Source organism: Rathayibacter sp. AY1D9 (assembly GCF_002932395.1).
Lineage (GTDB): Bacteria > Actinomycetota > Actinomycetes > Actinomycetales > Microbacteriaceae > Rathayibacter.
Map to the genome: position 1 here is coordinate 18,385 of NZ_PSVQ01000012.1, position 23,720 is coordinate 42,104.

Sequence of the window (23,720 nt, forward strand, 5' to 3'; positions counted from 1 at the left end):
GCAGTGCTCCTTGGAGGTCGTGGTCGCCCCGGCGGGGCTCAGACGAGTCTACCCGGACGCCGCTCGACGCCGGATCGCCGGTCCGGGCGCTAGGCGCGGACCTCTCCCGCGCCGCGCAGCAGCCACTTCGTGCTGGTCAGCTCGGGAAGGCCCATGGGGCCCCGAGCGTGCAGCTTCTGCGTCGAGATGCCGACCTCGGCGCCGAACCCGAACTCCCCGCCGTCGGTGAAGCGGGTGGAGGCGTTGACCATCACGACCGCGGAGTCGACCTCGGCGAGGAAGCGCTCGGCGCTTCGGAGGTCGTTCGTCACGATCGACTCGGTGTGGTGGGTGGAGTACCGGTCGATGTGGGCCATCGCGGCGTCGAGGTCGTCGACGATCGCGACGGCGACGTCGAGCGAGTAGTACTCCGCGGACCAGTCCTCATCGGTGGCGGGCACCGCGTCGGGCCAGAGCGCCGCGACGCGCTCGTCGCCGTGCACGGTCACTCCCGCTTCCGCGAGCCGGCCGAGGACGGGCGGGAGGAGGCGCTCGGCGGCGTCGCGGTGGACGAGGAGGGTCTCGAGGGCGTTGCAGGTGCTCGGACGCTGCACCTTGGCGTTGTGGACGATGTCCACGGCCCACCGCTCGTCGGCACTGGCGTCGAGGAAGACGTGGACGACTCCGGCGCCCGTCTCGATCACGGGGACCGTCGACTCCGTCACGACCGACTCGATGAGGCCCGCGCTCCCCCGCGGCACCAGGACGTCGACGTAGCCGCGCGCTCGCATGAGGGCCTTCGCGCCCTCGCGGCCGTGGTCGTCGACCGTCTGCACCAGCTCGGCGGGCAGGCCCACGGAGGCGACGGCCTCCTGCAGCAGCTCCACCAGGACGCGGTTCGTGTTCTCCGCGGCCGTGCCTCCGCGCAGGATCACGGCGTTCCCGCTCTTGAGGGCGAGCGCCGCGATGTCGATGGTGACGTTCGGGCGCGCCTCGTAGATCGCTCCAACCACGCCGAACGGGACCCGCACCTGGGTGAGGGAGGCGCCGTTGGGCAGGTTCGATCCCCGCACCGTCTGCCCGACCGGATCGGTGAGCCCGACGACCGCGACGACGGCGTCGGCGAGGGACCCCAGGCGCACCGCATCGAGGCGGAGGCGGTCCTGCAGGCCCGGGCTCATGCCGCTCTCGCGACCCCGCTGGAGGTCGAGCTCGTTCGCCGGGACGACGCGCTCGGCGCTCGAGCGCACCGCGTCGGCGATGGCGAGCAGAGCCCGGTTCTTGAGGTCGGTGGTCGCACTGCGGAGGGAGCGCGACGCGACGCGGGAAGCGGCGAACCGCTCGGTCAGCGCACTGCTGTCGGGGGTTGTCTGCGGCATCCGGCCAGTGTAGAGGCAGACGACCCCGGCGGCGGGAGTCAGCTCTCCTCGCCGGCCTCCGTGCCGTCGCCCTCGTCGGCGACGCGCCAGACGCCGCCCTGGCGCTCGCGCTCGAGTTCCGCGCGGGCCTCGGCCTTGGCGTCCATCCGCTCGAAGTAGTCCTCGCGACGCTCGTTGCGGGTCTTGCGCCGGTTGTCCTCGAGGCGGAGGTCCGTTCCGCGGGGCGCGGTGATGAGCTCGGCCGTCGAGGTGAGGGTCGGCTCCCAGTCGAAGACGACGCCGTCGCCGGGGCCGATGACGACGGTGGAGCCGGCGACCGCTCCAGCCGAGAACAGGCCGTTCTCGACTCCGAGCTTGGCCAGGCGGTCGGCGAGGAAGCCGACGGCCTCGTCGTTCGTGAAGTCGGTCTGCGCGACCCAGCGCACGGGCTTGGTGCCCAGGACCCGGTACACGTTGCCGTACGAGCCGCCCTCGACCCGGATCTCGAAGTCCTTCTCGTCCACGGCGCGGGGGCGGATGGTGATGCGCTCCACCCGCGGCACGGCGGCGAGCTCGAGGCGGTGCTTCTCGACGATCTCGGCGAGGGCGAACGTCAGCTGGCGGAGTCCCGAGTGGCTGACCGTCGAGATCTCGAACACGCGGTAGCCGCGGCCCTCGAGGTCGGCCCGGACGAAGTCGGCCAGTTCCTGGGCCTCGGGCACGTCGACCTTGTTGAGCGCGATCAGCTGCGGCCTCTCGATCAGCGGCACCTGTCCGTCGCCGACGGGGTACGCCGCCAGCTCCCCGAGGATGATGTCGAGGTCGGTCAGCGGGTCGCGGCCGGGCTCGAGCGTGGCGCAGTCGAGCACGTGGACGAGCGCGGTGCAGCGCTCGACGTGGCGGAGGAACTCCAGACCCAGGCCCTTGCCCTCGCTCGCGCCCTCGATGAGACCGGGCACGTCGGCGACGGTGAAGCGCGACTCCCCCGCCTGCACGACGCCGAGGTTGGGCGCGAGGGTCGTGAACGGGTAGTCCGCGATCTTCGGCTTGGCCGCCGAGATCGCCGCGACGAGGCTCGACTTGCCCGCCGAGGGGAATCCGACGAGCGCGACGTCCGCGACGGTCTTCAGCTCGAGGACGACGTCGCCCTCCCAGCCCGGCGTGCCGAGCAGCGCGAAGCCGGGCGCCTTGCGCTTCGTGGTGGCGAGCGAGGCGTTGCCGAGCCCGCCCTGCCCGCCCGGAGCGATGACGAACCGGAGGCCGGGCTCGTCCATGTCGATCAGCTGGTCGCCGTCCGGCGACTTGACGACCGTGCCGACCGGGACGGGGAGCTCCATGAGCTCGCCGTTCCCGCCCGCGCGGTGGTCGCCCATGCCGGGACCGCCGTTCTCGGAGCTGCGGTGCGGGTGGCGGTGGTAGGCGAGCAGCGTCGTCGTCTGCGGGTCGGCGACGAGGACGATGTCGCCCCCGTGCCCGCCGTTGCCGCCGTCGGGGCCGGCGAGCGGCTTGAACTTCTCGCGACGGACGGAGACGCAGCCGTTGCCGCCGTGGCCGGCACGCAGATGCAGCGTGACGTTGTCGACGAAGGTGACCATGGTGTGAATCCGTCCGTGAGTGCGTGCGGCGCCGGGATGCCGGCGCCGGGGGGCTGTGCCCCGGTAAACGCGCAAGGGGCGAGCCGAAGCCCGCCCCTTGCGTCCTGTGCCTGTGCGGCCGAGGAGGTCGACCCTACTGGGCGGCCGCCACGATGTTGACGACCTTGCGGCCGCCCTTGCTGCCGAACTCGACAGCGCCCGCCGAGAGGGCGAACAGGGTGTCGTCGCCACCGCGTCCGACGTTCGCGCCGGGGTGGAAGTGGGTGCCGCGCTGGCGGACGATGATCTCGCCCGCGTTCACGACCTGGCCGCCGAAGCGCTTGACGCCGAGACGCTGCGCGTTCGAGTCGCGACCGTTGCGAGTGGAGCTCGCGCCCTTCTTGTGTGCCATTTCTCATCTCCTCGAGACCGGGGGGCCGCAGCCCCGTGCTGTTGCCCTGCAGGGCGATGGCTCGCTCCGCAGGTCAGCTCAATTCCTTTGCAGGACTACTTGATGCCAGTGACCTTGACGCGCGTGAGGTCCTGACGGTGCCCCTGGCGCTTCTTGTAACCGGTCTTGTTCTTGAACTTCTGAATGATGATCTTCGGACCACGGAGGTCCTCGAGCACCTCGGCGGTGACGGTGACGCCCGCGAGGGTCGCCGCGTCCGAGGTGATCGACTCACCGTCGACGAGCAGCACGGCAGGAAGCTGCACGGTGCCGTTCTCGTCGGCCTTGACGCGGTCCATCGTCACGATGGTGCCGACCTCGACCTTCTCCTGCCGACCGCCGGCGCGCACAACTGCGTAAACCACTTCTCGTACCTGTTTCTCGTCTGGACGGAGCGGAGGCCTCGTCCGGGGCTTGTAGGGACGGGGCTGAGCCCCGGTCTTCCGGTTCGTACCCGTCTCCTCACGACACGAGGGAACCGGCACCGCGGCCCGCGCCCCGTGAGGGGCGGAGCGACAACGGAAATCTGCGTGAGCACATGGATCGCGCCACACCAACGGTCAAGAGTACGGGATCCGCGCTCCACGGTCAAACGCACACGACTGCGAAACCGTGTCCACCCGACCGGCGACCCCGTAACGATAGTCGAGGAGGAGGCGCGTGGACGGACGGCGCGCCGCCTACGATCGGGGAATGGCCATCCTCGTCGACGCCGCGCGCTGGCCGGCGCACGGCCGGCTGTGGGCGCACCTCGTGAGCGACGTCTCGCTCGAGGAGCTCCACGACTTCGCGCGCCGTCTCGGCGTGCCCGAGCGCGGCTTCGACCTGGACCACTACGACGTGCCCGACGAGCGGATCGACGAGCTCGTCGCCGCGGGCGCGGTCCCCGTCGGCGCGCGGGAGCTGGTCGAGCGGCTGAGGCGGAGCGGGCTCCGCGTCCGCGGGCGCGACCGGGACGCCGAGAGGGCCCGGCGCCGGCTCTCGCCGGGCACCGGGCCCTCCTGACACCGGGTCGCGCTACTGGTCGGCGCGGCGCGGGGTCTGCTCGGGGATGACCGCGACTCCGGTGAGCGCGGCCGTCGTGACGCGACGGCTCTTCGCACGGCCCTGGCCGGGCTGCTTCGGGGCCGGCAGAGCGTCGAGCACGGAGTCGAGCAGGTGCTCGGCGACCTCGCTGCGGACGCGGCGCGGAGGCGTGACCGGCGCGATCGGGATGTCGAGGATCGGCGCGGCAACGGCCGGCTCGATCTCCTTCTCGACCGGGGTCTCGACGGGAGCCGACTCGACGGTCGCCGTCTCGGCGGCCTCCTGGCGCGGCTCGCGGTCGCGGCTGCGACGACGGCGCTCGCCCCGGGCGGGACGCTCGCCGCGACGGCTCGGCTCGGACGGCTGCTCCTCGGGTGCCGTGGCGGACTCCTCCGGCGCCATGGCCTCGACGGTCTCGGCGGCGTCCTCGACCAGCGCGGCCGCCTCCTCCGCCGCCTGGCGCACGGCCTGGGGGTGGATGGTGCTGGCGGCGATCTGCGCGAGCGCGTTCTTCGCGTCGTCCGTGATGGCGTGGGTGCTGATCGGCTTGGTCGCCGGCGCGCCCTGCCCGTTCTGCCCGCCGTTCGAGCGCCCGGAGGCGGCGGGCTGCTGCTCGCCGCCCTTGCCCCGGCGGCGCTGCTCCTGCTGCGGAGCGGCGGTCGACCGGTGCTTGAGCACGGGGTCGTGGTGGACGATGACGCCGCGTCCGGCGCAGATCTCGCAGTTCTCACTGAAGGTCTCGAGCAGGCCCAGGCCCAGCTTCTTGCGGGTCATCTGCACGAGGCCGAGCGAGGTGACCTCGGCGACCTGGTGCTTCGTCCGGTCGCGGCTCAGGCACTCGACCAGGCGGCGGAGCACGAGGTCGCGGTTGGACTCGAGCACCATGTCGATGAAGTCGACGACGATGATGCCGCCGATGTCGCGCAGGCGCAGCTGGCGGACGATCTCCTCGGCCGCCTCCAGGTTGTTCTTCGTGACCGTCTCCTCGAGGTTCCCGCCCGAGCCGACGAACTTGCCGGTGTTGACGTCGACCACCGTCATCGCCTCGGTGCGGTCGATCACGAGCGAGCCGCCGCTGGGCAGCCACACCTTGCGCTCCAGCGCCTTCTCGATCTGCTCCGTGATGCGGAACTCGTCGAACGCGTCCTTCTCACCCGTGTAGACCTCGACGCGCTCGAGCAGATCGGGTGCGACCTGGCTGAGGTAGAGCTCGATGGTCTCGCGGGCGTCGTCGCCGGCGATGACCATCTTCTCGAAGTCCTCGTTGAAGACGTCGCGGACGATCTTGATCAGCAGGTCCGGCTCGCTGTGCAGGAGAGCGGGAGCCTGCCCGGTCGCGGCCTTCGCGCTGAGAGCCGTCCACTGCGCGGTCAGGCGCTCGACGTCGACGGTCAGCTGCTCCTCCGTGGCGCCCTCGGCCGCGGTCCGGACGATGACGCCCACGTTCTCGGGCAGCACCTCCTTGAGGATCTTCTTCAGGCGGGCGCGCTCGGTGTCCGGGAGCTTCCGCGAGATGCCGTTCATCGAGCCGTTGGGCACGTAGACGAGGTAGCGGCCGGGGAGCGAGATCTGGCTCGTGAGACGGGCGCCCTTGTGGCCGACGGGGTCCTTCGTGACCTGGACGAGGACCCGGTCGCCGGGCTTGAGCGCGAGCTCGATCCGGCGGGGGCCGCCGGCGTTGTTCGCGGCGTCCCAGTCGACCTCGCCGGAGTAGAGCACGGCGTTGCGCCCGCGTCCGATGTCGACGAAGGCGGCCTCCATGCTCGGGAGGACGTTCTGCACGCGGCCGAGGTAGACGTTGCCGATGAGCGACGCCTCCTGCGAGCGGGCGACGTAGTGCTCGGCGAGGACGCCGTCCTCGAGCACGCCGATGCGGATGCTGTCCTCCTTCGAGCGGACGACCATGACGCGGTCGACGGCCTCCCGGCGGGCGAGGAACTCGGACTCGGTGACGACCGTGCGGCGCCGGCCGGCGTCGCGGCCGTCGCGGCGGCGCTGCTTCTTGGCCTCGAGGCGGGTCGAGCCCTTGATGCGCTGCGGCTCGGTGATGAGCTCGGGCTCGCGGGCCTCGCGCTGCTCGCGCGGCTGGCGGACCCGGACGACGGTGTTCTCGGGGTCGTCGGAGCCGGACCTCTCGCTCTCGCCGCTGCGGCGGCGCGAGCGGCGGCGGACGGAGCCCTGCTCCTCGGCCGGGCTCTCGCGCTCCTCCTGGACGCCCAGCGGCGCACCGCGGGGAGGCAGCGGAGCCAGCTCGACGTAGTCGGGCAGGACCGGCGCCTGGAACAGCAGCGACGGGCTCGGCAGTGCGGGCCGTCGCGGCTCCTCCTGGTCGGCGCCCGGGGTCTGCGGGAGGGCGTTGAAGAACACCGCGCCCGTCGACGTCGACGGCTCGGCCGCCTCCGCGGCGCTCCCGGTCTCGGGCAGCTCGGTGCCCTCGGCTCCGGTCTGGTCGGTCTCGTTGCTGTCGATGATCGTCTCCCCTGTCGCTGGCGCGCTCGACTCGGTCCGCCGGCTCGCCCGGCGGCCACCGAAGAGGCGGCTGATCTTCCTGGCCCCGCTGCGGGGCCCGTCGCGGTCCGGATCGGATCCGCTCGTACTGTTGTCTTCCACCATTCCTGGTGCACTCCTCGGCCGGGTCGTCCGCCGCGTCGTCTTCCCGGATGCTTCTCTCGTGCGAGGGGCCTCGGCCCGCCGCGAATCCTTCCGCTCCCCCGGTCCCGTCGCGCTCGTGGCGCGGGACTCCGGTTGCAGCTGCACTCTCGGAACTGACTATCCGACACGCGCTCCTCCGCGGTGCGACCTGCGGTCGACTCCCGGCGGAGCGGAGATCCGGCGCGTCCATTCGCGGAACGCTGTCGATCTCCTGTGGCCCGGTGCTCGCCCGGTAAACCTTCTTCGCGTCGATGCGGGGTCCCCCGGACCGACGGCTCCGATTATCGCACGCATTCCCAGAGGCGCCGATCCGGCGCGTGCCATAATCCCCCGGTGTCCAGCGATCCCGGGGTGCGCGACGCCCCCATGCAGCAGCGCCCCGTCCTCTTCGCCGTCCTGCTGATCGTCCTCGGCGTGATCGGCTGGACCGCCGCCTTCGCCCTCACGAACGACAAGTTCGCCGCTCTCGAGAACCCCGATGCGGGCCTCGGCTGCGACTTCAGCCTGCTCGTGCAGTGCAGTGCGAACCTGAACTCGGCGCAGGGCGCGGTCTTCGGCTTCCCGAACCCTCTCATCGGCCTGGCTGCCTGGATCGCGCCGATCGTGGTGGGGCTGGGCCTGCTCGCGGGCGCCCGGTTCGACCGGTGGTTCTGGGCGGCCTTCAACGTCGGCTTCCTGCTGGCCCTGGTGTTCGTGGGCTGGCTCATCGCGACGAGCGTCTTCGCGCTCGGGACGCTCTGCCCCTGGTGCATGCTCACCTGGGCCGTCGTCATCCCGGGCTTCTGGCTGGTGACGCTCCGCAACCTCCGTGAGGGCGTGTTCCCCGTCCCCGCCGGGGTGCGCCGCTTCGCCGGTGCCGCCTACGGCTGGGTCCCGTTCATCACGCTGCTCTGCTACCTGCTGATCGCGGTGATCGCGCAGGTGAGGCTGAACGTGCTCGCCTACCTCTGACGGACGTCGTCAGAGGCAGGCGGCCGAGCGGCTCAGGCGAACCAGAGGCCGAGCTCGCGCGCGGCCGACTCCTCGGAGTCGGACCCGTGCACGAGGTTCTGCTGGACCTTGAGGCCCCAGTCGCGGCCGAGGTCGCCGCGGATGGTGCCGGGAGCGGCCGTGGTCGGGTCGGTGGTGCCGGCGAGGGCGCGGAAGCCCTCGATCACACGGTCGCCCGCGATGCGCAGGGCGACGATCGGGCCGCTCTCCATGAACTCGACGAGCGGCTCGTAGAAGGGCTTGCCCTCGTGCTCGGCGTAGTGGGCGGCGAGCAGCTCGCGGTCGGCCTCGATGAGCTTCACGTCGACGAGGGAGTAGCCCTTCGCCTCGATGCGGCGGAGGATCTCGCCGGTGAGGTTGCGGGCGACGCCGTCGGGCTTGACGAGGACGAGGGTCTCCTGAGTGGCCATGGTTCAGCGGTCTCCTTCGGTGGGGTCGGTGGGCTCCGCCGCCCGGCGCGTCTGAGCGTCGAGGCGGGTGCCGGTCACCATGCAGTACGTCCACAGCGCCACGAAGGCGGCGCCGATCACGTACATGATCGGGACCAGCAGGCCCGAGGCCACGATAACGAACTGCAGCACCCAGCCGATGCGGAAGCCGACCGGCCGGTTCAGCAGGCCCAGAGTGGCGACGAGCGCGAGGCAGACCACCGCTCCCCCGACCAGCACGATCACGGGGTCGGCCGCCTTCAGCCCGAAGGCCACCAGGGTGGCGAGGAAGACGATGACCGCCTCGAAGCCGAGCACGATCGAGCCGAGGCTCTCCCGGACGGTCCGCGAGCGCCGCGGGCGCCCGGCCCTCACGCGCCCAGCCAGTTCTCGTCGCGGGCCGCGGTGATCGTGCGGCCGACGAGGGTGATCGAGCCCGTGACCAGCAGGGCGCCCTTGTCGGTGCGCGCCGCGAGGACGCGACCGGCCGTGAGAGCACCCAGCGGGTCGTCGGCGACGCGGACCGCCTCCTCCGGGAACACGGTGCGGGCGAGCGCGGCGAGCTCCTCGGCGGGCATCGCCCGATCGCTCGGCGCCGTGGTCACGATCAGCTCGTCCACCACGGGGCGGAGCTCCCGGAGGATCCCCTCGGCGTCCTTCTCGGCCAGCACGCCGAGGACGGCCGTCACGCGGTCGAAGTCGAAGTAGCGGCCGAGAGCGGCGGCGAGGGACGCGGCACCGTGCGGGTTGTGCGCCGCGTCGACGACGGTGCGCGGAGCGAGTCCGACGAGCTGCAGGCGGCCCGGGGAGGTCGCGGCGGCGAAGCCCTCGTCGAGGACGTCGCCGGTGAGCTCCTGCGTCCCGCCTCCCAGGAACGTCTCGACCGCGGCGACGGCCACGGCGGCGTTCTCGGCCTGGTGGTCGCCGAAGAACGGCAGCAGCAGCTGCTCGTACGTGGTGACGAGTCCCCGGACGGTGACGACCTGGCCGCCGACGGCGACGGTCGTCGACTCGACGTCGAACTCCGCCCCCTCGACGACGATCGTCGACTCGGTGGCCTCGGCCGCGTGCCGCAGCACCGCCTCCGCCTCCGGGACCTGCCTCGCGGAGACCACCGAGGCGAGCGGCTTGACGATGCCCGACTTGGTGCGCGCGATCTCCTCGATCGTCGAGCCGAGGCGGTCGGTGTGGTCGAGGGCGATCGGCGTGAAGACGGCGACCTGCGCGTCGGCGACGTTCGTCGAGTCCCACTCGCCGCCCATCCCCACCTCGACGACGGCCACGTCGACCGGCGCGTCGGCGAAGGCCGCGTAGGCCAGGACGGTGATCGCCTCGAAGAAGGACAGCGGCGCCTCGCCCTGCTCGGCCAGCTCGGCGTCGGTCATCCGCAGGTACGGCTCGACGTCCTGCCAGTTGTCGGCGAGGCTCCGGTCCGAGATCGGCTCTCCGTCGATGACGATGCGCTCGTTGAAGCGCTCGAGGTGCGGACTGGTGAACAGGCCCACCCGCAGCCCGTGGGCGCGCAGCAGGCTCTCGATCATCCGGCTGGTCGAGGTCTTGCCGTTGGTTCCGGCGATCTGGATCACCGGGTAGGCGCGCTGCGGGTCGCCGAGGATCTCGACGGCGCGCCGGGTCGGAGCGAGGCGCGGGCGGACGCTCGACTCGCCCAGGCGCTCCAGCAGCGCGGCGTAGACGGCGTCGGCGGCCGCGCGGTCGGCGTCGTCCGGCTCGAACGGATCAGACATCGGCGGCCTCGACCTTCTCGACGCGGATGATGGCGGTGCCCGCGGGGCCGACGGCGATCGCGCCCTCGCCGCCCTCGAGAGCCGTGGTGAGCGGAGTGAACGCGCATCCGGTCGCGAGGGTCTCCTCCGCGATCCAGAGCGCGTGCGGCTCGAGCGCCTGCAGGCTCGGCTCATCGAGCACGACCTCCAGGACGATCCGGTCGCTGACCTCGAACCCGGCCGCCTTGCGGGCGTCCTGCACCGCGCGGATGAGGTCGCGGGCGAGCCCCTCCGCTTCGAGCTCGGGGGTGGTCGCCGTGTCGAGGAGCACGAAGCCCCCGCGCGGGAGCAGGGCGATGGCGCGGTCGTCACCGGCCGAGCCGCCGACCTCGAGCGTGAGCTCGTACTCGCCCTCGACCAGCTCGACGCCGCCGGCGGTGACGACGCCGTCCGTCTCGCTCCAGTCGCCGGCCTTGGCGGCCCTGATCACGGTCTGCACGCCCTTGCCGAGCCGGGGCCCGGCGGCGCGCGCGTTGACCGCGAGACGGGAGGTGACGCCGTAGTCGGCGGCGCTGGAGTCGACCAGCGGCACCAGCGACACCTCCTTCACGTTCAGCTCGTCGCGGAGGATCGCCTCGAACGGCGCGAGCTCGGCGGCGTCGGCGACCACCACGGTCAGGCGCGCGAGCGGCAGGCGGACGCGGAGCCCGGCCTGCTTGCGGAGGGAGAGCGCGGTGGACGAGATGCCGCGGACCGCGTCCATCGCGTGCACGAGCGCCGGGTCGGCGGGGAACTCGTCCGCCTCCGGCCAGTCGGTGAGGTGGACGCTGCGGCCGCCGGTCAGGCCCTGCCAGATCTGCTCCGTGACGAGAGGCAGGAGCGGGGCGGCGACGCGGCACACGGTCTCGAGGACCGTGTAGAGCGTGTCGAACGCCTCCGATCCGCGGCCGTCCTCGTCGACGCCCTGCCAGAAGCGGTCGCGGGAGCGGCGCACGTACCAGTTCGTGAGCACGTCGCTGAAGTCGCGGAGCGCGGCGGCCGCGAGCGTGGAGTCCAGCGCCTCGAGCCGGCCGGTCACTGTCTCGACCAGATCGCGGGTCTTGGCCAGCAGGTAGCGGTCGAGGACGTCCTCGGAGCCGGTGCGCCTGGTCGCCTCGTAGCCGCCGCCCGCCGAGGCGTTCGCGTAGAGGGAGAAGAAGTACCAGGTGCTCCACAGCGGCAGCAGTACCTGGCGGACGCCCTCGCGGATGCCCTCCTCCGTCACGACGAGGTTGCCGCCCCGGAGGACCGGGCTCGACATCAGGAACCAGCGCATGGCGTCGGAGCCGTCGCGGTCGAAGACCTCGGCCACGTCCGGGTAGTTGCGCAGCGACTTGGACATCTTCTGCCCGTCATTGCCCAGCACGATGCCGTGGCTGACCACGTTGCGGAACGCCGGGCGGTCGAAGAGCGCGGTGGAGAGCACGTGCAGCGTGTAGAACCAGCCGCGCGTCTGCCCGATGTACTCGACGATGAAGTCCGCCGGGTTGTGGGTGTCGAACCAGTCCGCGTTCTCGAACGGGTAGTGCACCTGGGCGAAGGGCATCGATCCGGAGTCGAACCAGACGTCGAGGACGTCGCTGATCCGGCGCATCGTCGAGCGCCCGGTCGGGTCGTCGGGGTTCGGGCGGGTCAGCTCGTCGATGAACGGCCGGTGCAGGTCGTCCGGGCGCACGCCGAAGTCGCGCTCCAGCTCGTCCAGCGAGCCGTAGACGTCGATCCGCGGGTACTCCGGGTCGTCGCTCTTCCACACCGGGATCGGCGAGCCGAAGTAGCGGTTGCGGCTGATGGACCAGTCGCGCGCGCCCGAGAGCCACTTGCCGAACTGGCCGTCCTTGACGTTCTCGGGGACCCAGGTGATCTCCTGGTTGAGCTCCTCCATGCGGTCGCGGATCGCGGTGACGCGGACGAACCAGCTCGAGACCGCCTTGTAGATCAGCGGATTGCGGCAGCGCCAGCAGTGCGGGTACGAGTGCTCGTAGCTCGCCTGGCGGAGCAGCCGGTGGCCCGCGCGCAGGAGCTGCGTGAGGGGCTTGTTCGCGTCGAAGACCTGGAGGCCGGCGACCTCGCTGATCTGCGGCAGGAAGCGGCCGCCGTCGTCGACCGAGATGATGACGGGGATGCCCGCCGCCTCGCAGACCTTCTGGTCGTCCTCGCCGTAGGCGGGCGCCTGGTGCACGATGCCGGTGCCCTCGCTGGTGGTCACGTAGTCGGCGACGAGGATGCGCCACGCGTTCTGCGTGCCCCAGGCCTCGGTGTCCGCGTAGTGGTCCCAGAGGCGGTCGTAGCTGATCCCCTCGAGCTCGGAGCCCCGGTGGGTGCGCGAGACGGCGGCCAGGGCCGACTCCGCGTCCGGATAGCCGAGGTCCTTCGCGTAGGCGCCGACCTGGTCGATGGCGAGCAGGTACTCGGCCGAGAGCTCGCGCTCCTCGGGCTCGCCCCTGCCGTCGGCCGCGCCGTTCGGGCCGGCGGGGACGACCGCGTACTCGATGTCGGGCCCGACGGCGAGCGCGAGGTTCGTCGGCAGCGTCCACGGCGTCGTCGTCCACGCGAGAGCGCGGACCGCCGTCAGCTGGAGCGCCTCCGCCGTCTCGCCGACCAGCGGGAAGGTGACGGTGACCGTCTGGTCCTGGCGCATCTTGTAGACGTCGTCGTCCATCCGCAGCTCGTGGTTCGAGAGCGGCGTCTGGTCGCGCCAGCAGTACGGCAGCACGCGGTGGCCCTCGTAGGCGAGGCCCTTGTCGTAGAGCTGCTTGAACGCCCAGATCACCGACTCCATGAAGGTGGGGTCGAGCGTCTTGTAGTCGTCGTCGAAGTCGACCCAGCGCGCCTGGCGGGTGACGTAGTCCTGCCACTCCCCGGTGTAGCGCAGCACCGACTCCTTCGCGGCGGCGTTGAAGGCCGCGACGCCCATCTCCTCGATCTGGGACTTGTCGGTGATGCCGAGCTGCCGCTCCGCCTCGAGCTCGGCGGGCAGGCCGTGGGTGTCCCAGCCGAAGCGGCGGTGCACCTGCCGTCCGCGCATGGTCTCGAAGCGGGGGAAGACGTCCTTGGCGTAGCCGGTGAGGAGGTGCCCGTAGTGCGGCAGGCCGTTGGCGAACGGCGGGCCGTCGTAGAAGACCCACTCCGGCGCTCCCTCGCGCTGCCGGATCGACTCCTGGAAGGTGTCGTCCGCCTTCCAGTACGCGAGCACGCGCTCCTCGATCTCGGGGAAGCGCGGCGACGGGGACACGCCCCGGCCGAACGCGGAGCCCTCGGCGGGCTCGGCTCCGTGCGGGGTGGGCGGGGTAAGGGGGTAGGTCACGTGCGGTCTCCTGGCAGTGCTGCTGGTCTGCACGAGGACGGCCCGCCCGGATCTCAGACCCCGGGCCGGGTCGCGGTACCACCTCGCTTGGACCGGTCGGCCGGTCGCTCCCGGAGGAGTGCCCGCTGACGCGTTCCCACTCGATCGGCTGTCACGGGCCGCACCCGTCCGGGTCTACTGGGCGCAGGCCGGAGCCGGCGCCGTTCTTCCGGAGACTCACCGGTGATGGCCGGGTCGAAGTCGTCCGGCGCTATCCTAGCGCGTCGGGGGAAGCGGAGCAGGAGCGGTTCATGGTGCGAGGAGTGCAGCGCGGACGACCCCGCGCGTCGTCGCGCTCCATGCTCGAGGACGCCGCACTGGACCTCTTCGTCGAGCAGAGCTACGCGGGCACGACGATCGAGCAGATCGCCCAGCGGGCGGGGGTCTCGCGCAACACCTTCTTCAACTACTTCGAGTCCAAGAGCGACGTCTTCTGGGTGCTGGTCGACGACCGGCTGGCCGAGCTCCCGGAGGCGCTGGCCGAGACGGCGGCAGAGGCGCCGGTGATGGACGCGCTCGGCGACGCGCTGCTCGCGATCGGCTCCGGCTTCGGACCCGCGACGGTGCCGTGGGTGCTCACCCAGTCCGAGATGATCGGCAGCGTCCACGAGCTGCAGGCGTCGGCCCTCGGCCGCCTCGCCCGGCAGGCGGCCGTGATCGCCCGCTTCGTGGAGGAGCGGAGCGCGCGCCCGCTGCCCTCGCACCTCTCGCGCGCCATCGCCTACGCGAGCGTCGGAGCCGCGGTGGCGGCCGTGCAGGCGTGGGCCGCGGCGGGCCCCACCCGCGGCGAGCTCGTGCCCTATCTCGACGAGGCGCTCGCGCCCGTCCGCGCCGGCTTCACCCCCGTCGTCGACTGACCCGGCTCCCGCCGCTCCGGTAGAATCGTCGCGGCCGGCGGGCGACTCGCCCCGGAGCCCCCATCCAGGCACCATCACCACCGACACGGTGCCGCCCATAGCGAACCGGAGCATCATGACCCTCGCCGACCGCCTCCCCGCGAAGCCCGCCCTCGAGGGCCTGGAGGGCACGTGGGGCCTCCGCTGGCAGATCGACGGGACCTACCGGTTCGACCGCACCGGCCTCACCCGCGCCGACGTCTACTCGATCGACACCCCGCCGCCCACCGCGTCCGGGTCGCTGCACATCGGGCACGTCTTCTCCTACACGCACACCGACGTCGTCGCGCGGTTCCAGCGGATGCGCGGCAAGAGCGTCTTCTACCCGATGGGCTGGGACGACAACGGCCTGCCCACCGAGCGCCGCGTGCAGAACTACTACGGTGTGCGCTGCGACCCGACGCTCCCCTACGAGCCCGGCTTCACGCCTCCGTTCGAGGGCGGCGACAACAAGAGCAGCAAGGCCGCCGACCAGAAGCCGATCTCGCGCCGCAACTTCGTCGAGCTGTGCGAGCGCCTCACCGTCGAGGACGAGAAGCAGTTCGAGGACGTCTGGCGGGCCCTCGGCCTGTCCGTCGACTGGTCGCAGAGCTACCGGACCATCGGCGACGAGTCGCAGGCCGCCTCGCAGCGCGCCTTCCTCCGCAACCTCGCCCGAGGCGAGGCCTACCAGGCGCAGGCCCCGACGCTCTGGGACATCACCTTCCGGACCGCCGTCGCCCAGGCGGAGCTCGAGGACAAGGACCAGCCCGGCGCCTACCACCGCCTCGGCTTCCACCGCGAGGGCGGCGAGGACGTCTTCATCGAGACGACCCGTCCCGAGCTGCTGCCGGCCTGCGTCGCCCTCGTCGCGCACCCCGACGACGAGCGTTACCAGCCGCTGTTCGGCACCACCGTCCGCACGCCGCTCTTCGACGTCGAGGTCCCGGTGCTCGCGCACCACCTCGCGCAGAAGGACAAGGGCTCGGGCATCGCGATGATCTGCACCTTCGGCGACATCACGGACGTGGTCTGGTGGCGCGAGCTCGACCTGCCCAACCGCGCGATCATCGGCTTCGACGGCCGCCTGATCTCGGAGGCGCCCGCCGCGATCACGAGCGACGGGGGCCGCGCCGCGTACGAGCAGCTCGCCGGCAAGACCGTCTTCTCCGCGAAGCAGGCCGTCGTGGCGCTGCTGAAGGAGTCCGGCGAGATGGTCGGCGACCCGCGCCCCATCACCCACCAGGTCAAGTTCTTCGAGAAGGGCGACAAGCCGCTCGAGATCGTGTCGACCCGCCAGTGGTACATCGGCAACGGCGCTCGCGACGCGGTGCTCAAGGAGCGCCTGCTGGAGCTCGGCCGCGACGTGCGCTTCGTGCCGGAGTTCATGCGCGTCCGCTACGAGAACTGGGTGAACGGCCTCTCCGGCGACTGGCTGATCTCGCGCCAGCGCTTCTTCGGCGTGCCGATCCCGGTGTGGTACCCGCTCGACGGCGACGGCAACCCCGTCTTCGACTCCCCGATCGTGCCGGACGAGGCGGCGCTGCCGGTGGATCCCTCCAGCGACCCGGCCCCCGGCTACACGGAGGACCAGCGCGGAGCGGCGGGCGGCTTCCAGGGCGAGCTCGACGTGATGGACACCTGGGCGACCTCCTCGCTGACCCCGCAGCTCGCGGGCGGCTGGGAGCGGGACGACGAGCTCTGGCAGCTGGTCGCTCCCTACGACCTGCGCCCGCAGGGCCAGGACATCATCCGCACCTGGCTCTTCTCGACCCTCCTGCGCTCGCAGCTCGAGGACGGCCGCGCCCCGTGGAGCACGGCGACCGTGTCCGGCTTCATCGTCGACCCCGACCGTAAGAAGATGTCGAAGTCGAAGGGCAACGTGGTCACTCCCGCCGCGATGCTCGAGCAGCACGGCTCGGACGCGGTCCGCTACTGGGCCGCCTCCTCGCGCCTGGGCACCGACGCGGCCTTCGACCCGCAGAACCCGACGCAGATCAAGATCGGCCGCCGACTGGCGATCAAGATCCTCAACGCGGCGAAGTTCATCCACGGCTTCCCTCTCGCCGAGGGCGCCGAGGTCACCGACCCTCTCGACCTCAGCATGCTGGCCACCCTCGACACCGTGGTCGCCGACGCGACGACGGCGCTCGAGAACTACGACCACGCCCGCGCCCTCGAGACGACGGAGGCGTTCTTCTGGACGTTCTGCGACGACTACCTGGAGCTGGTGAAGGAGCGCGCGTACAGCGAGGACGGCGCGTCCGCCGCCGCCGCCCTGCACCGGGCGCTCGACGTCCTCCAGCGCCTGTTCGCGCCGTTCCTGCCGTTCGCGACGGAGGAGACCTGGTCGTGGTCGCACGACGACTCGGTGCACCTGCGCCCCTGGCCGGCCGTCGAGGGCCTGGGCGGCGACCCCGCCGTCCTGGCCGCGGCGAGCTCGGTCCTCACGGCCATCCGGCGCGCGAAGACCGATGCGAAGGCCTCGCAGAAGACGCCGGCCCGCTCCGCCCTGGTGACGGCGCCCGCCGAGCTCGTCGCGTCTCTCCGACTCGCCGCGGGAGACCTCGCGGCCGTCGGCAGGATCGCGACGCTCGACTTCGCCGAGGGCGACGCCCTCGCGGTCGGCATCGAGCTCGAGACCGAGGCGTAGCGCCGCTCCCGGGAGGCGGGAATGGTCCCGCCTCCCTCCCCACCGTCGAGAGGACCCCTCCCATGCAGCTCGGAACCCGCTGGTCGGTCGGCCAGGTGCCGCCGCAGACCCTCCCCGAGATCGTCGTCACCGCCATCGGCGACGTCGAGGGCGAGCTCACCGCGGCCGGCACGGCGACCGCCGACTGGCGCTGGACGCTCACCTGGCTCGAGGGCAGGCCCGTCCTCGAACTCGACGACGGCACGACGATCACCTACCGTCCTGACGAGGACGCTGCCTACATCACGCAGCCGCAGGGCCGCGTGGAGGGCGAGGACGACGACGACTGGGGCTGACGCCCCTTCGCGGCGCGGTCGTCGAGTCCGGTGAGCGCGCGCGTCCTGCGATCCTGAGTCGGAGCCCGCTCCCCCGCTCGCGCTCTAGGCTCGCAGGATGAGCGCACCCGATCCCGTCGCCGTCCTGCTCGAGCCCAGCGGACTCCCCCACGGGCTCCCCGACTTCGCCGCCGTCGACCCCGAGGCCTACCGCCCGGCGTTCCTCGAGGCCCTCCGCCGGCACCGCGCCGAGATCGACGCGATCGCCGGCGCCTCCGAGCCGCCGACCGTCGAGAACACCCTCGTCGCCCTCGAGCGGGCGGGGCGCGAGCTGCGCCGGGTGAGCGCCGTCTTCTTCACCGTCGCCGCCTCCGACCGCACTCCGCTCACCGACGCTCTGGAGGCCGAGCTCGCTCCGCTGCTCTCGGCCCACAGCGATGCGATCAGCCTCGACCCGCGCCTGTTCGCCCGGCTCCGCACCCTCGCCGAGCAGTCGTCGGAGCTCGACCTCGACGCCGAGACGGCCTACCTCCTCGAGCGGAGGATCACCGGGTTCGAGCGCTCCGGTGCGCTCCTCGACGACGTGGGGAAGGCACGGCTCGGCGAGCTGAACGAGCAGCTCTCGACCCTGACCACGCGTTTCGAGAAGGACCTGCTCGCCGAGTCGAACGACCGGGCTGTCCTCCTCGAGGACGTCGCCGGCCTCGACGGGCTCGACGAGTCCGACGTCTCGGCCGCCGCGCGCGCCGCCGCCGACCGCGGTGTCGACGGCTGGCTGATCACCCTGCCCCTCTACTCCGGCCACCCCTGGCTCGCGCGTCTGCGCGACCGCGGCGTCCGCGAGCGCGTCCTGCGCGCCTCTGTCGGCCGCGGTGCGGAAGGCGGGCCGCACGACACCACCGCGACCCTGCAGCAGATCGTCGCGCTGCGGGCCGAGCGCGCAGCTCTGCTGGGCGCGGCCTCGCACGCCGAGTTCGTGATCTCGGGCCAGACCGCGGGCTCGCCGGAGCGCGTCCTGTCGCTGCTGCACGAGCTCGCCGCTCCCGCCGCCCGGAACGCGAGGATCGAGCTCGAGCGGATGCAGGCCTCCGCCGACGCCGAGCAGGACGCCGCCGGAGCGCCGCGCTTCACGATCGAGGCGTGGGATCGCGCCTACTACGAGGAGCGCGTGCGGTCGGAGAGCTACTCCGTCGACTCCAGCGCACTGCGTCCCTTCTTCGAGCTGGAGCGGGTGCTCCGGCACGGCGTGTTCGCCGCCGCCACCGGTCTCTACGGCGTCCGCTTCTCGGAGCGGAGCGACCTGACCGGCTACAGCGAGCACGTCCGCGTGTTCGAGGTGCACGAGGAGGACGGGACCCCGCTGGGCCTGTTCCTGCTCGATCCCTTCACCCGCGACTCGAAGCGCGGCGGGGCGTGGATGAACTCCCTGTCCAGCCGCACCTCGCTGCTCGGCGACTCCGCCGTCGTCGTGAACAACCTGAACCTGTCGGCTCCGGGCCCGGGTGTGCCCGCCCTTCTCAGCCTCGACGAGGTGGAGACGCTCTTCCACGAGTTCGGGCACGCCCTGCACGGCCTGTTCGCGAGCACGCGGTACCCGCGCTTCGCCGGTACCGCGGTGTTCCGGGACTTCGTCGAGTTCCCGAGCCAGGTGAACGAGACGTGGGTGCGCCGCCCCGGGCTCCTCGCCGAGTACGCCCGCCACGTCGAGACCGGCGAGGCCCTGCCCGCGGGGACCGTCGAGCGCCTCGAGGCGTCCGCGCTATGGGGCGAGGGCTTCGCGACGAGCGAGTACCTGGCGTCCGCCCTGCTCGACCTCGCCTGGCACTCCCTGCCGGCCCCGGTCGAGCCGCGCGACGCGGCCGCCTTCGAGCGCGACGTGCTCGACGGCGCGGGCCTCCTCCTTCCCGCCGTGCCGCCCCGCTACCGCAGCACGTACTTCGCGCACGTCTTCTCCGGCGGCTACTCCGCGGGCTACTACTCCTACATCTGGAGCGAGATCCTCGACGCGGACACGGTCGAGTGGTTCGAGGAGAACGGCGGCCTCGACCGCTCGGCGGGCGAGCGCTTCCGCCGCGGGGTACTCGAGCTCGGCGGCTCCCGCGATCCGCTCGACGCGTACCGCGCGTTCCGCGGGCGGGATGCGCGGACCGAGCCGCTGCTCGCGCGCCGCGGCCTCCTCTAGCGGCGCCGGGGGACGAGCCAGGCGAGGAGGACGAGTCCCACGACCAGGCCCCAGAAGGCCGAGCCGATCCCCGCGATGGTCGTGCCGGAGGCGGTGACCAGGAGCGTCGCCGCCGCCGGCAGCCGCAGCCGCGCGTCCTCCACAGCGGCCTGCACCGCCGACACGAACACCCCCAGCAGCGCCAGACCGGCGACCGCCTCGATCAGCAGCGGGCTCGCGGAGGACACCAGCGCGGCGGCCGCTCCGGCGAACACGCCCAGCACGAGGTAGGAGGCGCCCGCCGAGACCGAGGCGACCCAGCGCTCCTCCGGCCGCGGTGAGGCCTCGGGACCCGCGGTCAGCGCGGCGCTGAGCGCGGCGTAGTTGATCGGCACGCCGCCGAAGATCGCCGAGACCCCGGAGAGAGCACCGGTCGAGACGATCCCGGGACGCGAGTGGGCCGCGAAGCCGAAGCTCGTCAGCACCGCGATGCCCGGGATGTTCTGCCCGGCCATGGTGACCACGTAGAGCGGCAGGCCGATCCCGACCATCGCTCCGATCTCGAACACCGGAGCGACGAACTGCGGCACGGGGAGCAGCGGCGCACCGGCGAGTGCCGCGCCGTCCGTCACGATCAGCAGCACGATCGCCAGGGCGATCGCGGCCGGCACCGCCCAGCGGGGCAGGAGCCGCAGGAGCAGCAGCCAGAGCAGGATCACCGGCAGCGCGAGTGAGGGGATCTCGACCGCCGCGCGCACCGGCGCCAGGACGAGCGGGAACAGGATGCCCGCGAGCATGGCGTTCGCGAGCGGCCGCGGGATGCGCGCGACGAGCCTCCCGAGCGCCGGCCACAGCCCGGTGACCACCAGCAGAGCGGAGGCGACCAGGAACGCCCCGACCGCGCGGTCGAAGCCGCCGGGGAGCGTCGCGGTCGCGGCCAGCAGGGCGGCGCCCGGCGTGCTCCAGGCGAAGGTCATCGGCACGCGGTAGCGGATGCTCAGCGCGATGCACAGGACTCCCTGCAGCACGCAGACGGCGAGGAGGCCCGAGGCCGCCTGTTCGTCCGTCGCGCCCACCGCGACCACCCCGGCGAGCACGATCGCGAACGAGCTCGAGAAGCCGGTCAGGGCGGCGACGATCCCGGCGAGCAGCGGCTGGACGATGGCGGAGCCTCCCGGAGGATCGACGGCACCGAGGCGACCGGACGCGCCGTCGGCACGCTCCGCCAGGTTAGGGAAGCGGGAGCGCCTCGCCCGACGATCCGCCGGGCCAATCGCGGTGAACTGGCAGAGCGGGGCGGGGAGCGACTAGGCGCTCTTCTCCTGGCGACGGGGAGCGTGGGGCACGATCGTCGGGGCCGCGTTGTCGAGCACCGCGGCGCGGGTGACGACGACGCGCGCCACCTCGTCCGAGGAGGGCACCTCGAACATGATCGGGCCGAGCACCTCCTCGAGGATCGCGCGCAGTCCGCGGGCGCCGGTCTGGCGGAGGACCGCCAGGTCCGCGATGGCCTCGAGAGCGCCCCGGTCGAACTCGAGCTCGACGCCGTCGATCTCGAACATCCGCTGGTACTGCTTCACGAGCGCGTTGCGCGGCTCGGTGAGGATCTGCATGAGCGCGACCTGGTCGAGCTGCGTGACCGTCGTGACGACGGGGAGGCGCCCGATGAACTCGGGGATCAGCCCGAACTTGTGCAGGTCCTCCGGGAGGACCTCGCTGAAGATGTTGATCTCGTCTTCCTTGTTGTGCAGCGGGGCGCCGAAGCCGATGCCGCGCTTGCCCGCCCGCGACGAGATGATGTCCTCGAGCCCGGCGAAGGCGCCGGCGACGATGAAGAGGACGTTCGTCGTGTCGATCTGGATGAACTCCTGGTGCGGGTGCTTCCGCCCGCCCTGCGGGGGCACGGAGGCGACGGTGCCCTCGAGGATCTTGAGCAGTGCCTGCTGCACTCCCTCGCCCGAGACGTCGCGCGTGATCGAGGGGTTCTCGGCCTTCCGCGCGATCTTGTCGACCTCGTCGATGTAGATGATGCCGGTCTCGGCACGCTTGACGTCGTAGTCGGCGGCCTGGATGAGCTTGAGGAGGATGTTCTCGACGTCCTCGCCGACGTAGCCCGCCTCGGTGAGGGCCGTGGCGTCCGCGACGGCGAAGGGCACGTTGAGGCGCTTCGCGAGGGTCTGGGCGAGGTAGGTCTTCCCGCATCCCGTGGGGCCGATGAGCAGGATGTTGCTCTTGGCGATCTCGACCTCGTCGTGGATCGCGTCGGCGGCGGTGATGGTGTTGCGGGCGCGTACGCGCTTGTAGTGGTTGTACACGGCGACGGCGAGGGCCTTCTTGGCCTGCTCCTGCCCGATCACGTACTCCTCGAGGAAGCCGAAGATCTCCTTCGGCTTCGGGAGGTCGAACTCGTGGCTCGTCTCCTCGCTCGACTCGGAGAGGCGCTCCTCGATGATCTCGTTGCAGAGCTCGACGCACTCGTCGCAGATGTAGACGCCCGGTCCCGCGATGAGCTGCTGGACCTGCTTCTGGCTCTTGCCGCAGAAGGAGCACTTCAGCAGGTCGGCGCTTTCGCCAATACGTGCCACGGGGATGCCCCACTTCCTTGTCGTGCGTCTGTCGTGCGTCGGTCGGTCGTGCAACGGAGCCCGGAGCTCCGGCCGGTGCGAGCGGGACGAGCCCCCTGACACTGCTCCGAGCCTAGCCGCTGAGCCGCGAGGGCTCGGCAGGCGGGCCGGATTCGCCGTGCCTTGCGCCTCGTGTGGCGCTTTGCTACGGCGACGCAGGACGCAGAGAGGGGCCGGGCGGCGGATCGCTCCGCCACCCGGCCCCTCCTGGACGCCCTACGCCGTGAGAGCCGGGAGGCTCTTGCGGCTGGTGAGCACCTGGTCGATCAGCCCGTACTCGAGCGCGTCGCTCGCGCCGAGGATCTTGTCGCGGTCGATGTCCTTCTTGACCTGCTCGATCGAGCGGTTCGAGTGGTGCGACAGCGTCTCCTCGAGCCACTCGCGCATGCGCATGATCTCGGCGGCCTGGATCTCGATGTCCGAGGCCTGGCCCCCGCCCTGCTGCACGGCGGGCTGGTGGATGAGGATGCGCGCGTTCGGCAGCGCGAGGCGCTTGCCGGGCGTTCCCGCGGCGGTGAGCACGGCGGCGGCCGAGGCGGCCTGGCCGAGCACGACCGTCTGGATGTGCGGGCGGATGTACTGCATCGTGTCGTAGATCGCCGTCATCGCGGTGAAGGAGCCACCGGGCGAGTTGATGTACATGACGATGTCGCGGTCCGGGTCCTGGCTCTCGAGCACGAGGAGCTGGGCCATGATGTCGTCCGCGGAGGCGTCGTCGACCTGGACTCCGAGGAAGATGATGCGGTCCTCGAAGAGCTTGGCGTACGGGTCCTGGCGCTTGTAGCCGTAGGCCGTGCGCTCCTCGAACGTGGGGAGGATGTAGCGCGAGGACGGTGCGGCTCCGGAGCCGAACGCCGTTCCGCCGAAGGTGGGTGTGGTCATTGTCTGTTCCTGATCTCTCGGCGCGTTCGCTGGACTACTCGTCGATGGCGGTTCCGCCACCGCCGGCCACGTCGGTCGCCGACGAGCGGATGTGGTCGACGAAGCCGTAGGCCAGGGCCTCCTCGGCGCTGAACCAGCGGTCGCGGTCGCCGTCCTCGTTGACCTGCTCGACGGTCTTGCCGGTCGCCTTGGCGGTGATCTCGGCGAGGCGCTTCTTCATGTCGAGGATGAGCTGCGCCTGGGTCTGGATGTCGGAGGCCGTGCCGCCGAAGCCGCCGTGCGGCTGGTGGAGGAGCACCCGCGCGTTCGGGGTGATGTAGCGCTTGCCCTGGGTTCCGGCGGTGAGGAGCAGCTGGCCCATGGAGGCCGCCATCCCGATGCCCACGGTCACGATGTCGTTCGGGACGAACTGCATCGTGTCGTAGATCGCCATGCCCGCGGTGATGGAGCCGCCGGGCGAGTTGATGTAGAGGTAGATGTCCCGCTCGGAGTCCTCGGCTGCCAGGAGCAGGAGCTTCGCGGCGATCTCGTTCGCGTTCTCGTCGCGCACCTCGGAACCGAGCCAGATGATCCGGTCCTTGAGCAGGCGGTCGAAAACACTGTTGGGCATAACCATGTCGGCCATGTATTGCTCCGTTTCAGTTGTC

General features: G+C 71.7%; 19 protein-coding genes. 6 read left to right on the forward strand and 13 right to left on the reverse strand.

Going from position 1 to position 23,720, the window contains the following annotated elements; genetic code table 11:
• Nucleotides 1-89: 89 nt before the first annotated feature.
• The 4 genes from C5C50_RS07065 to rplU form a co-directional block, all read right to left on the reverse strand.
• Nucleotides 90-1,358 (reverse strand): glutamate-5-semialdehyde dehydrogenase, encoded by a 1,269-nt coding sequence (locus tag C5C50_RS07065; protein ID WP_104261261.1) that lies wholly within the window; start codon nt 1,356-1,358, stop codon nt 90-92.
• A gap of 38 nt (nt 1,359-1,396) precedes the next feature.
• Nucleotides 1,397-2,932 (reverse strand): GTPase ObgE, encoded by a 1,536-nt coding sequence (obgE, locus tag C5C50_RS07070; RefSeq protein WP_104223681.1) that lies wholly within the window; start codon nt 2,930-2,932, stop codon nt 1,397-1,399.
• 133 nt (nt 2,933-3,065) lie between these two features.
• Entirely contained in the window at nt 3,066-3,323 is a 258-nt protein-coding gene (rpmA, locus tag C5C50_RS07075; protein WP_068209107.1) for a 50S ribosomal protein L27, read from the reverse strand.
• Between the two features lie 95 nt (nt 3,324-3,418).
• Nucleotides 3,419-3,727 (reverse strand): 50S ribosomal protein L21, encoded by a 309-nt coding sequence (gene rplU / locus C5C50_RS07080; protein WP_104223682.1) that lies wholly within the window; start codon nt 3,725-3,727, stop codon nt 3,419-3,421.
• 328 nt (nt 3,728-4,055) lie between these two features.
• Between rplU and C5C50_RS07085 the strand changes: the two genes are divergently transcribed.
• Nucleotides 4,056-4,367: a DUF4031 domain-containing protein gene (locus C5C50_RS07085; RefSeq protein ID WP_104254915.1), complete on the forward strand. Its 312-nt coding sequence runs from the start codon at nt 4,056-4,058 to the stop codon at nt 4,365-4,367.
• A 12-nt stretch (nt 4,368-4,379) separates the two neighbouring features.
• Here the strand turns inward: C5C50_RS07085 and C5C50_RS07090 are convergent, their stop codons facing one another.
• Nucleotides 4,380-7,001: an Rne/Rng family ribonuclease gene (locus C5C50_RS07090; protein ID WP_104261258.1), complete on the reverse strand. Its 2,622-nt coding sequence runs from the start codon at nt 6,999-7,001 to the stop codon at nt 4,380-4,382.
• 372 nt (nt 7,002-7,373) lie between these two features.
• Between C5C50_RS07090 and C5C50_RS07095 the strand changes: the two genes are divergently transcribed.
• A complete protein-coding gene (locus tag C5C50_RS07095; RefSeq protein WP_374954497.1) occupies nt 7,374-7,991 on the forward strand; it encodes a vitamin K epoxide reductase family protein in 618 nt (205 codons plus the stop codon).
• A 32-nt stretch (nt 7,992-8,023) separates the two neighbouring features.
• On the opposite strand, the gene ndk is transcribed toward C5C50_RS07095, so the two are convergent.
• The 4 genes from ndk to ileS are packed head-to-tail and all read right to left on the reverse strand — an operon-like array spanning nt 8,024 to nt 13,525.
• Nucleotides 8,024-8,440, reverse strand: coding sequence for a nucleoside-diphosphate kinase (gene ndk, locus C5C50_RS07100; RefSeq protein WP_104273174.1), 417 nt, complete (start codon nt 8,438-8,440; stop codon nt 8,024-8,026).
• A gap of 3 nt (nt 8,441-8,443) precedes the next feature.
• Complete coding sequence (locus tag C5C50_RS07105) at nt 8,444-8,833, reverse strand: DUF4233 domain-containing protein (protein ID WP_258060376.1); 390 nt, start codon at nt 8,831-8,833, stop codon at nt 8,444-8,446.
• Nucleotides 8,830-10,203: a folylpolyglutamate synthase/dihydrofolate synthase family protein gene (locus C5C50_RS07110; protein WP_104273175.1), complete on the reverse strand. Its 1,374-nt coding sequence runs from the start codon at nt 10,201-10,203 to the stop codon at nt 8,830-8,832. Before C5C50_RS07110 ends, C5C50_RS07105 begins: the two co-directional genes overlap by 4 nt.
• Complete coding sequence (ileS, locus tag C5C50_RS07115; RefSeq protein WP_104273176.1) at nt 10,196-13,525, reverse strand: isoleucine--tRNA ligase; 3,330 nt, start codon at nt 13,523-13,525, stop codon at nt 10,196-10,198. The genes C5C50_RS07110 and ileS overlap by 8 nt, the downstream gene beginning before the upstream one ends.
• Nucleotides 13,526-13,815: 290 nt before the next feature.
• Here ileS and C5C50_RS07120 point away from each other — a divergent pair, with 290 nt between their 5' ends.
• From C5C50_RS07120 to C5C50_RS07135, 4 genes are all read left to right on the forward strand, one after another.
• Nucleotides 13,816-14,421 carry a TetR/AcrR family transcriptional regulator gene (locus C5C50_RS07120; RefSeq protein WP_104223688.1) on the forward strand — a complete coding sequence of 202 codons (606 nt, stop codon included), beginning with the start codon at nt 13,816-13,818 and terminating at the stop codon, nt 14,419-14,421.
• Between the two features lie 115 nt (nt 14,422-14,536).
• On the forward strand, nt 14,537-17,092 hold the full coding sequence (gene valS / locus C5C50_RS07125) for a valine--tRNA ligase (RefSeq protein ID WP_104261274.1): 2,556 nt from the start codon (nt 14,537-14,539) through the stop codon (nt 17,090-17,092).
• 62 nt (nt 17,093-17,154) lie between these two features.
• Nucleotides 17,155-17,427 carry a hypothetical protein gene (locus C5C50_RS07130; protein ID WP_104261275.1) on the forward strand — a complete coding sequence of 91 codons (273 nt, stop codon included), beginning with the start codon at nt 17,155-17,157 and terminating at the stop codon, nt 17,425-17,427.
• A 97-nt stretch (nt 17,428-17,524) separates the two neighbouring features.
• Nucleotides 17,525-19,588: a M3 family metallopeptidase gene (locus C5C50_RS07135; RefSeq protein ID WP_104273177.1), complete on the forward strand. Its 2,064-nt coding sequence runs from the start codon at nt 17,525-17,527 to the stop codon at nt 19,586-19,588.
• On the opposite strand, the gene C5C50_RS07140 is transcribed toward C5C50_RS07135, so the two are convergent.
• The 4 genes from C5C50_RS07140 to C5C50_RS07155 form a co-directional block, all read right to left on the reverse strand.
• Nucleotides 19,585-20,841 (reverse strand): benzoate/H(+) symporter BenE family transporter, encoded by a 1,257-nt coding sequence (locus C5C50_RS07140; protein WP_374954498.1) that lies wholly within the window; start codon nt 20,839-20,841, stop codon nt 19,585-19,587. The two genes, C5C50_RS07135 and C5C50_RS07140, sit on opposite strands and share 4 nt — an antisense overlap.
• A 33-nt stretch (nt 20,842-20,874) precedes the next feature.
• Complete coding sequence (clpX, locus tag C5C50_RS07145; RefSeq protein WP_104223693.1) at nt 20,875-22,152, reverse strand: ATP-dependent Clp protease ATP-binding subunit ClpX; 1,278 nt, start codon at nt 22,150-22,152, stop codon at nt 20,875-20,877.
• Between the two features lie 255 nt (nt 22,153-22,407).
• Entirely contained in the window at nt 22,408-23,073 is a 666-nt protein-coding gene (locus C5C50_RS07150; protein WP_068253282.1) for an ATP-dependent Clp protease proteolytic subunit, read from the reverse strand.
• A 34-nt stretch (nt 23,074-23,107) separates the two neighbouring features.
• Nucleotides 23,108-23,698 carry an ATP-dependent Clp protease proteolytic subunit gene (locus C5C50_RS07155; protein WP_097165884.1) on the reverse strand — a complete coding sequence of 197 codons (591 nt, stop codon included), beginning with the start codon at nt 23,696-23,698 and terminating at the stop codon, nt 23,108-23,110.
• Nucleotides 23,699-23,720 lie beyond the last annotated feature (22 nt).

Bases quoted from the DNA above. Each gene is read 5' to 3' on its own strand.
- C5C50_RS07065 (WP_104261261.1), bottom strand. From the start codon at position 1,358: ATGCCGCAGACAACCCCCGACAGCAGTGCGCTGACCGAGCGGTTCGCC.
- obgE (WP_104223681.1), bottom strand. From the start codon at position 2,932: ATGGTCACCTTCGTCGACAACGTCACGCTGCATCTGCGTGCCGGCCAC.
- rpmA (WP_068209107.1), bottom strand. From the start codon at position 3,323: ATGGCACACAAGAAGGGCGCGAGCTCCACTCGCAACGGTCGCGACTCG.
- C5C50_RS07085 (WP_104254915.1), top strand. From the start codon at position 4,056: ATGGCCATCCTCGTCGACGCCGCGCGCTGGCCGGCGCACGGCCGGCTG.
- C5C50_RS07090 (WP_104261258.1), bottom strand. From the start codon at position 7,001: ATGGTGGAAGACAACAGTACGAGCGGATCCGATCCGGACCGCGACGGG.
- ndk (WP_104273174.1), bottom strand. From the start codon at position 8,440: ATGGCCACTCAGGAGACCCTCGTCCTCGTCAAGCCCGACGGCGTCGCC.
- C5C50_RS07110 (WP_104273175.1), bottom strand. From the start codon at position 10,203: ATGTCTGATCCGTTCGAGCCGGACGACGCCGACCGCGCGGCCGCCGAC.
- C5C50_RS07120 (WP_104223688.1), top strand. From the start codon at position 13,816: ATGGTGCGAGGAGTGCAGCGCGGACGACCCCGCGCGTCGTCGCGCTCC.
- valS (WP_104261274.1), top strand. From the start codon at position 14,537: ATGACCCTCGCCGACCGCCTCCCCGCGAAGCCCGCCCTCGAGGGCCTG.
- C5C50_RS07130 (WP_104261275.1), top strand. From the start codon at position 17,155: ATGCAGCTCGGAACCCGCTGGTCGGTCGGCCAGGTGCCGCCGCAGACC.
- C5C50_RS07135 (WP_104273177.1), top strand. From the start codon at position 17,525: ATGAGCGCACCCGATCCCGTCGCCGTCCTGCTCGAGCCCAGCGGACTC.
- C5C50_RS07150 (WP_068253282.1), bottom strand. From the start codon at position 23,073: ATGACCACACCCACCTTCGGCGGAACGGCGTTCGGCTCCGGAGCCGCA.
- C5C50_RS07155 (WP_097165884.1), bottom strand. From the start codon at position 23,698: ATGGCCGACATGGTTATGCCCAACAGTGTTTTCGACCGCCTGCTCAAG.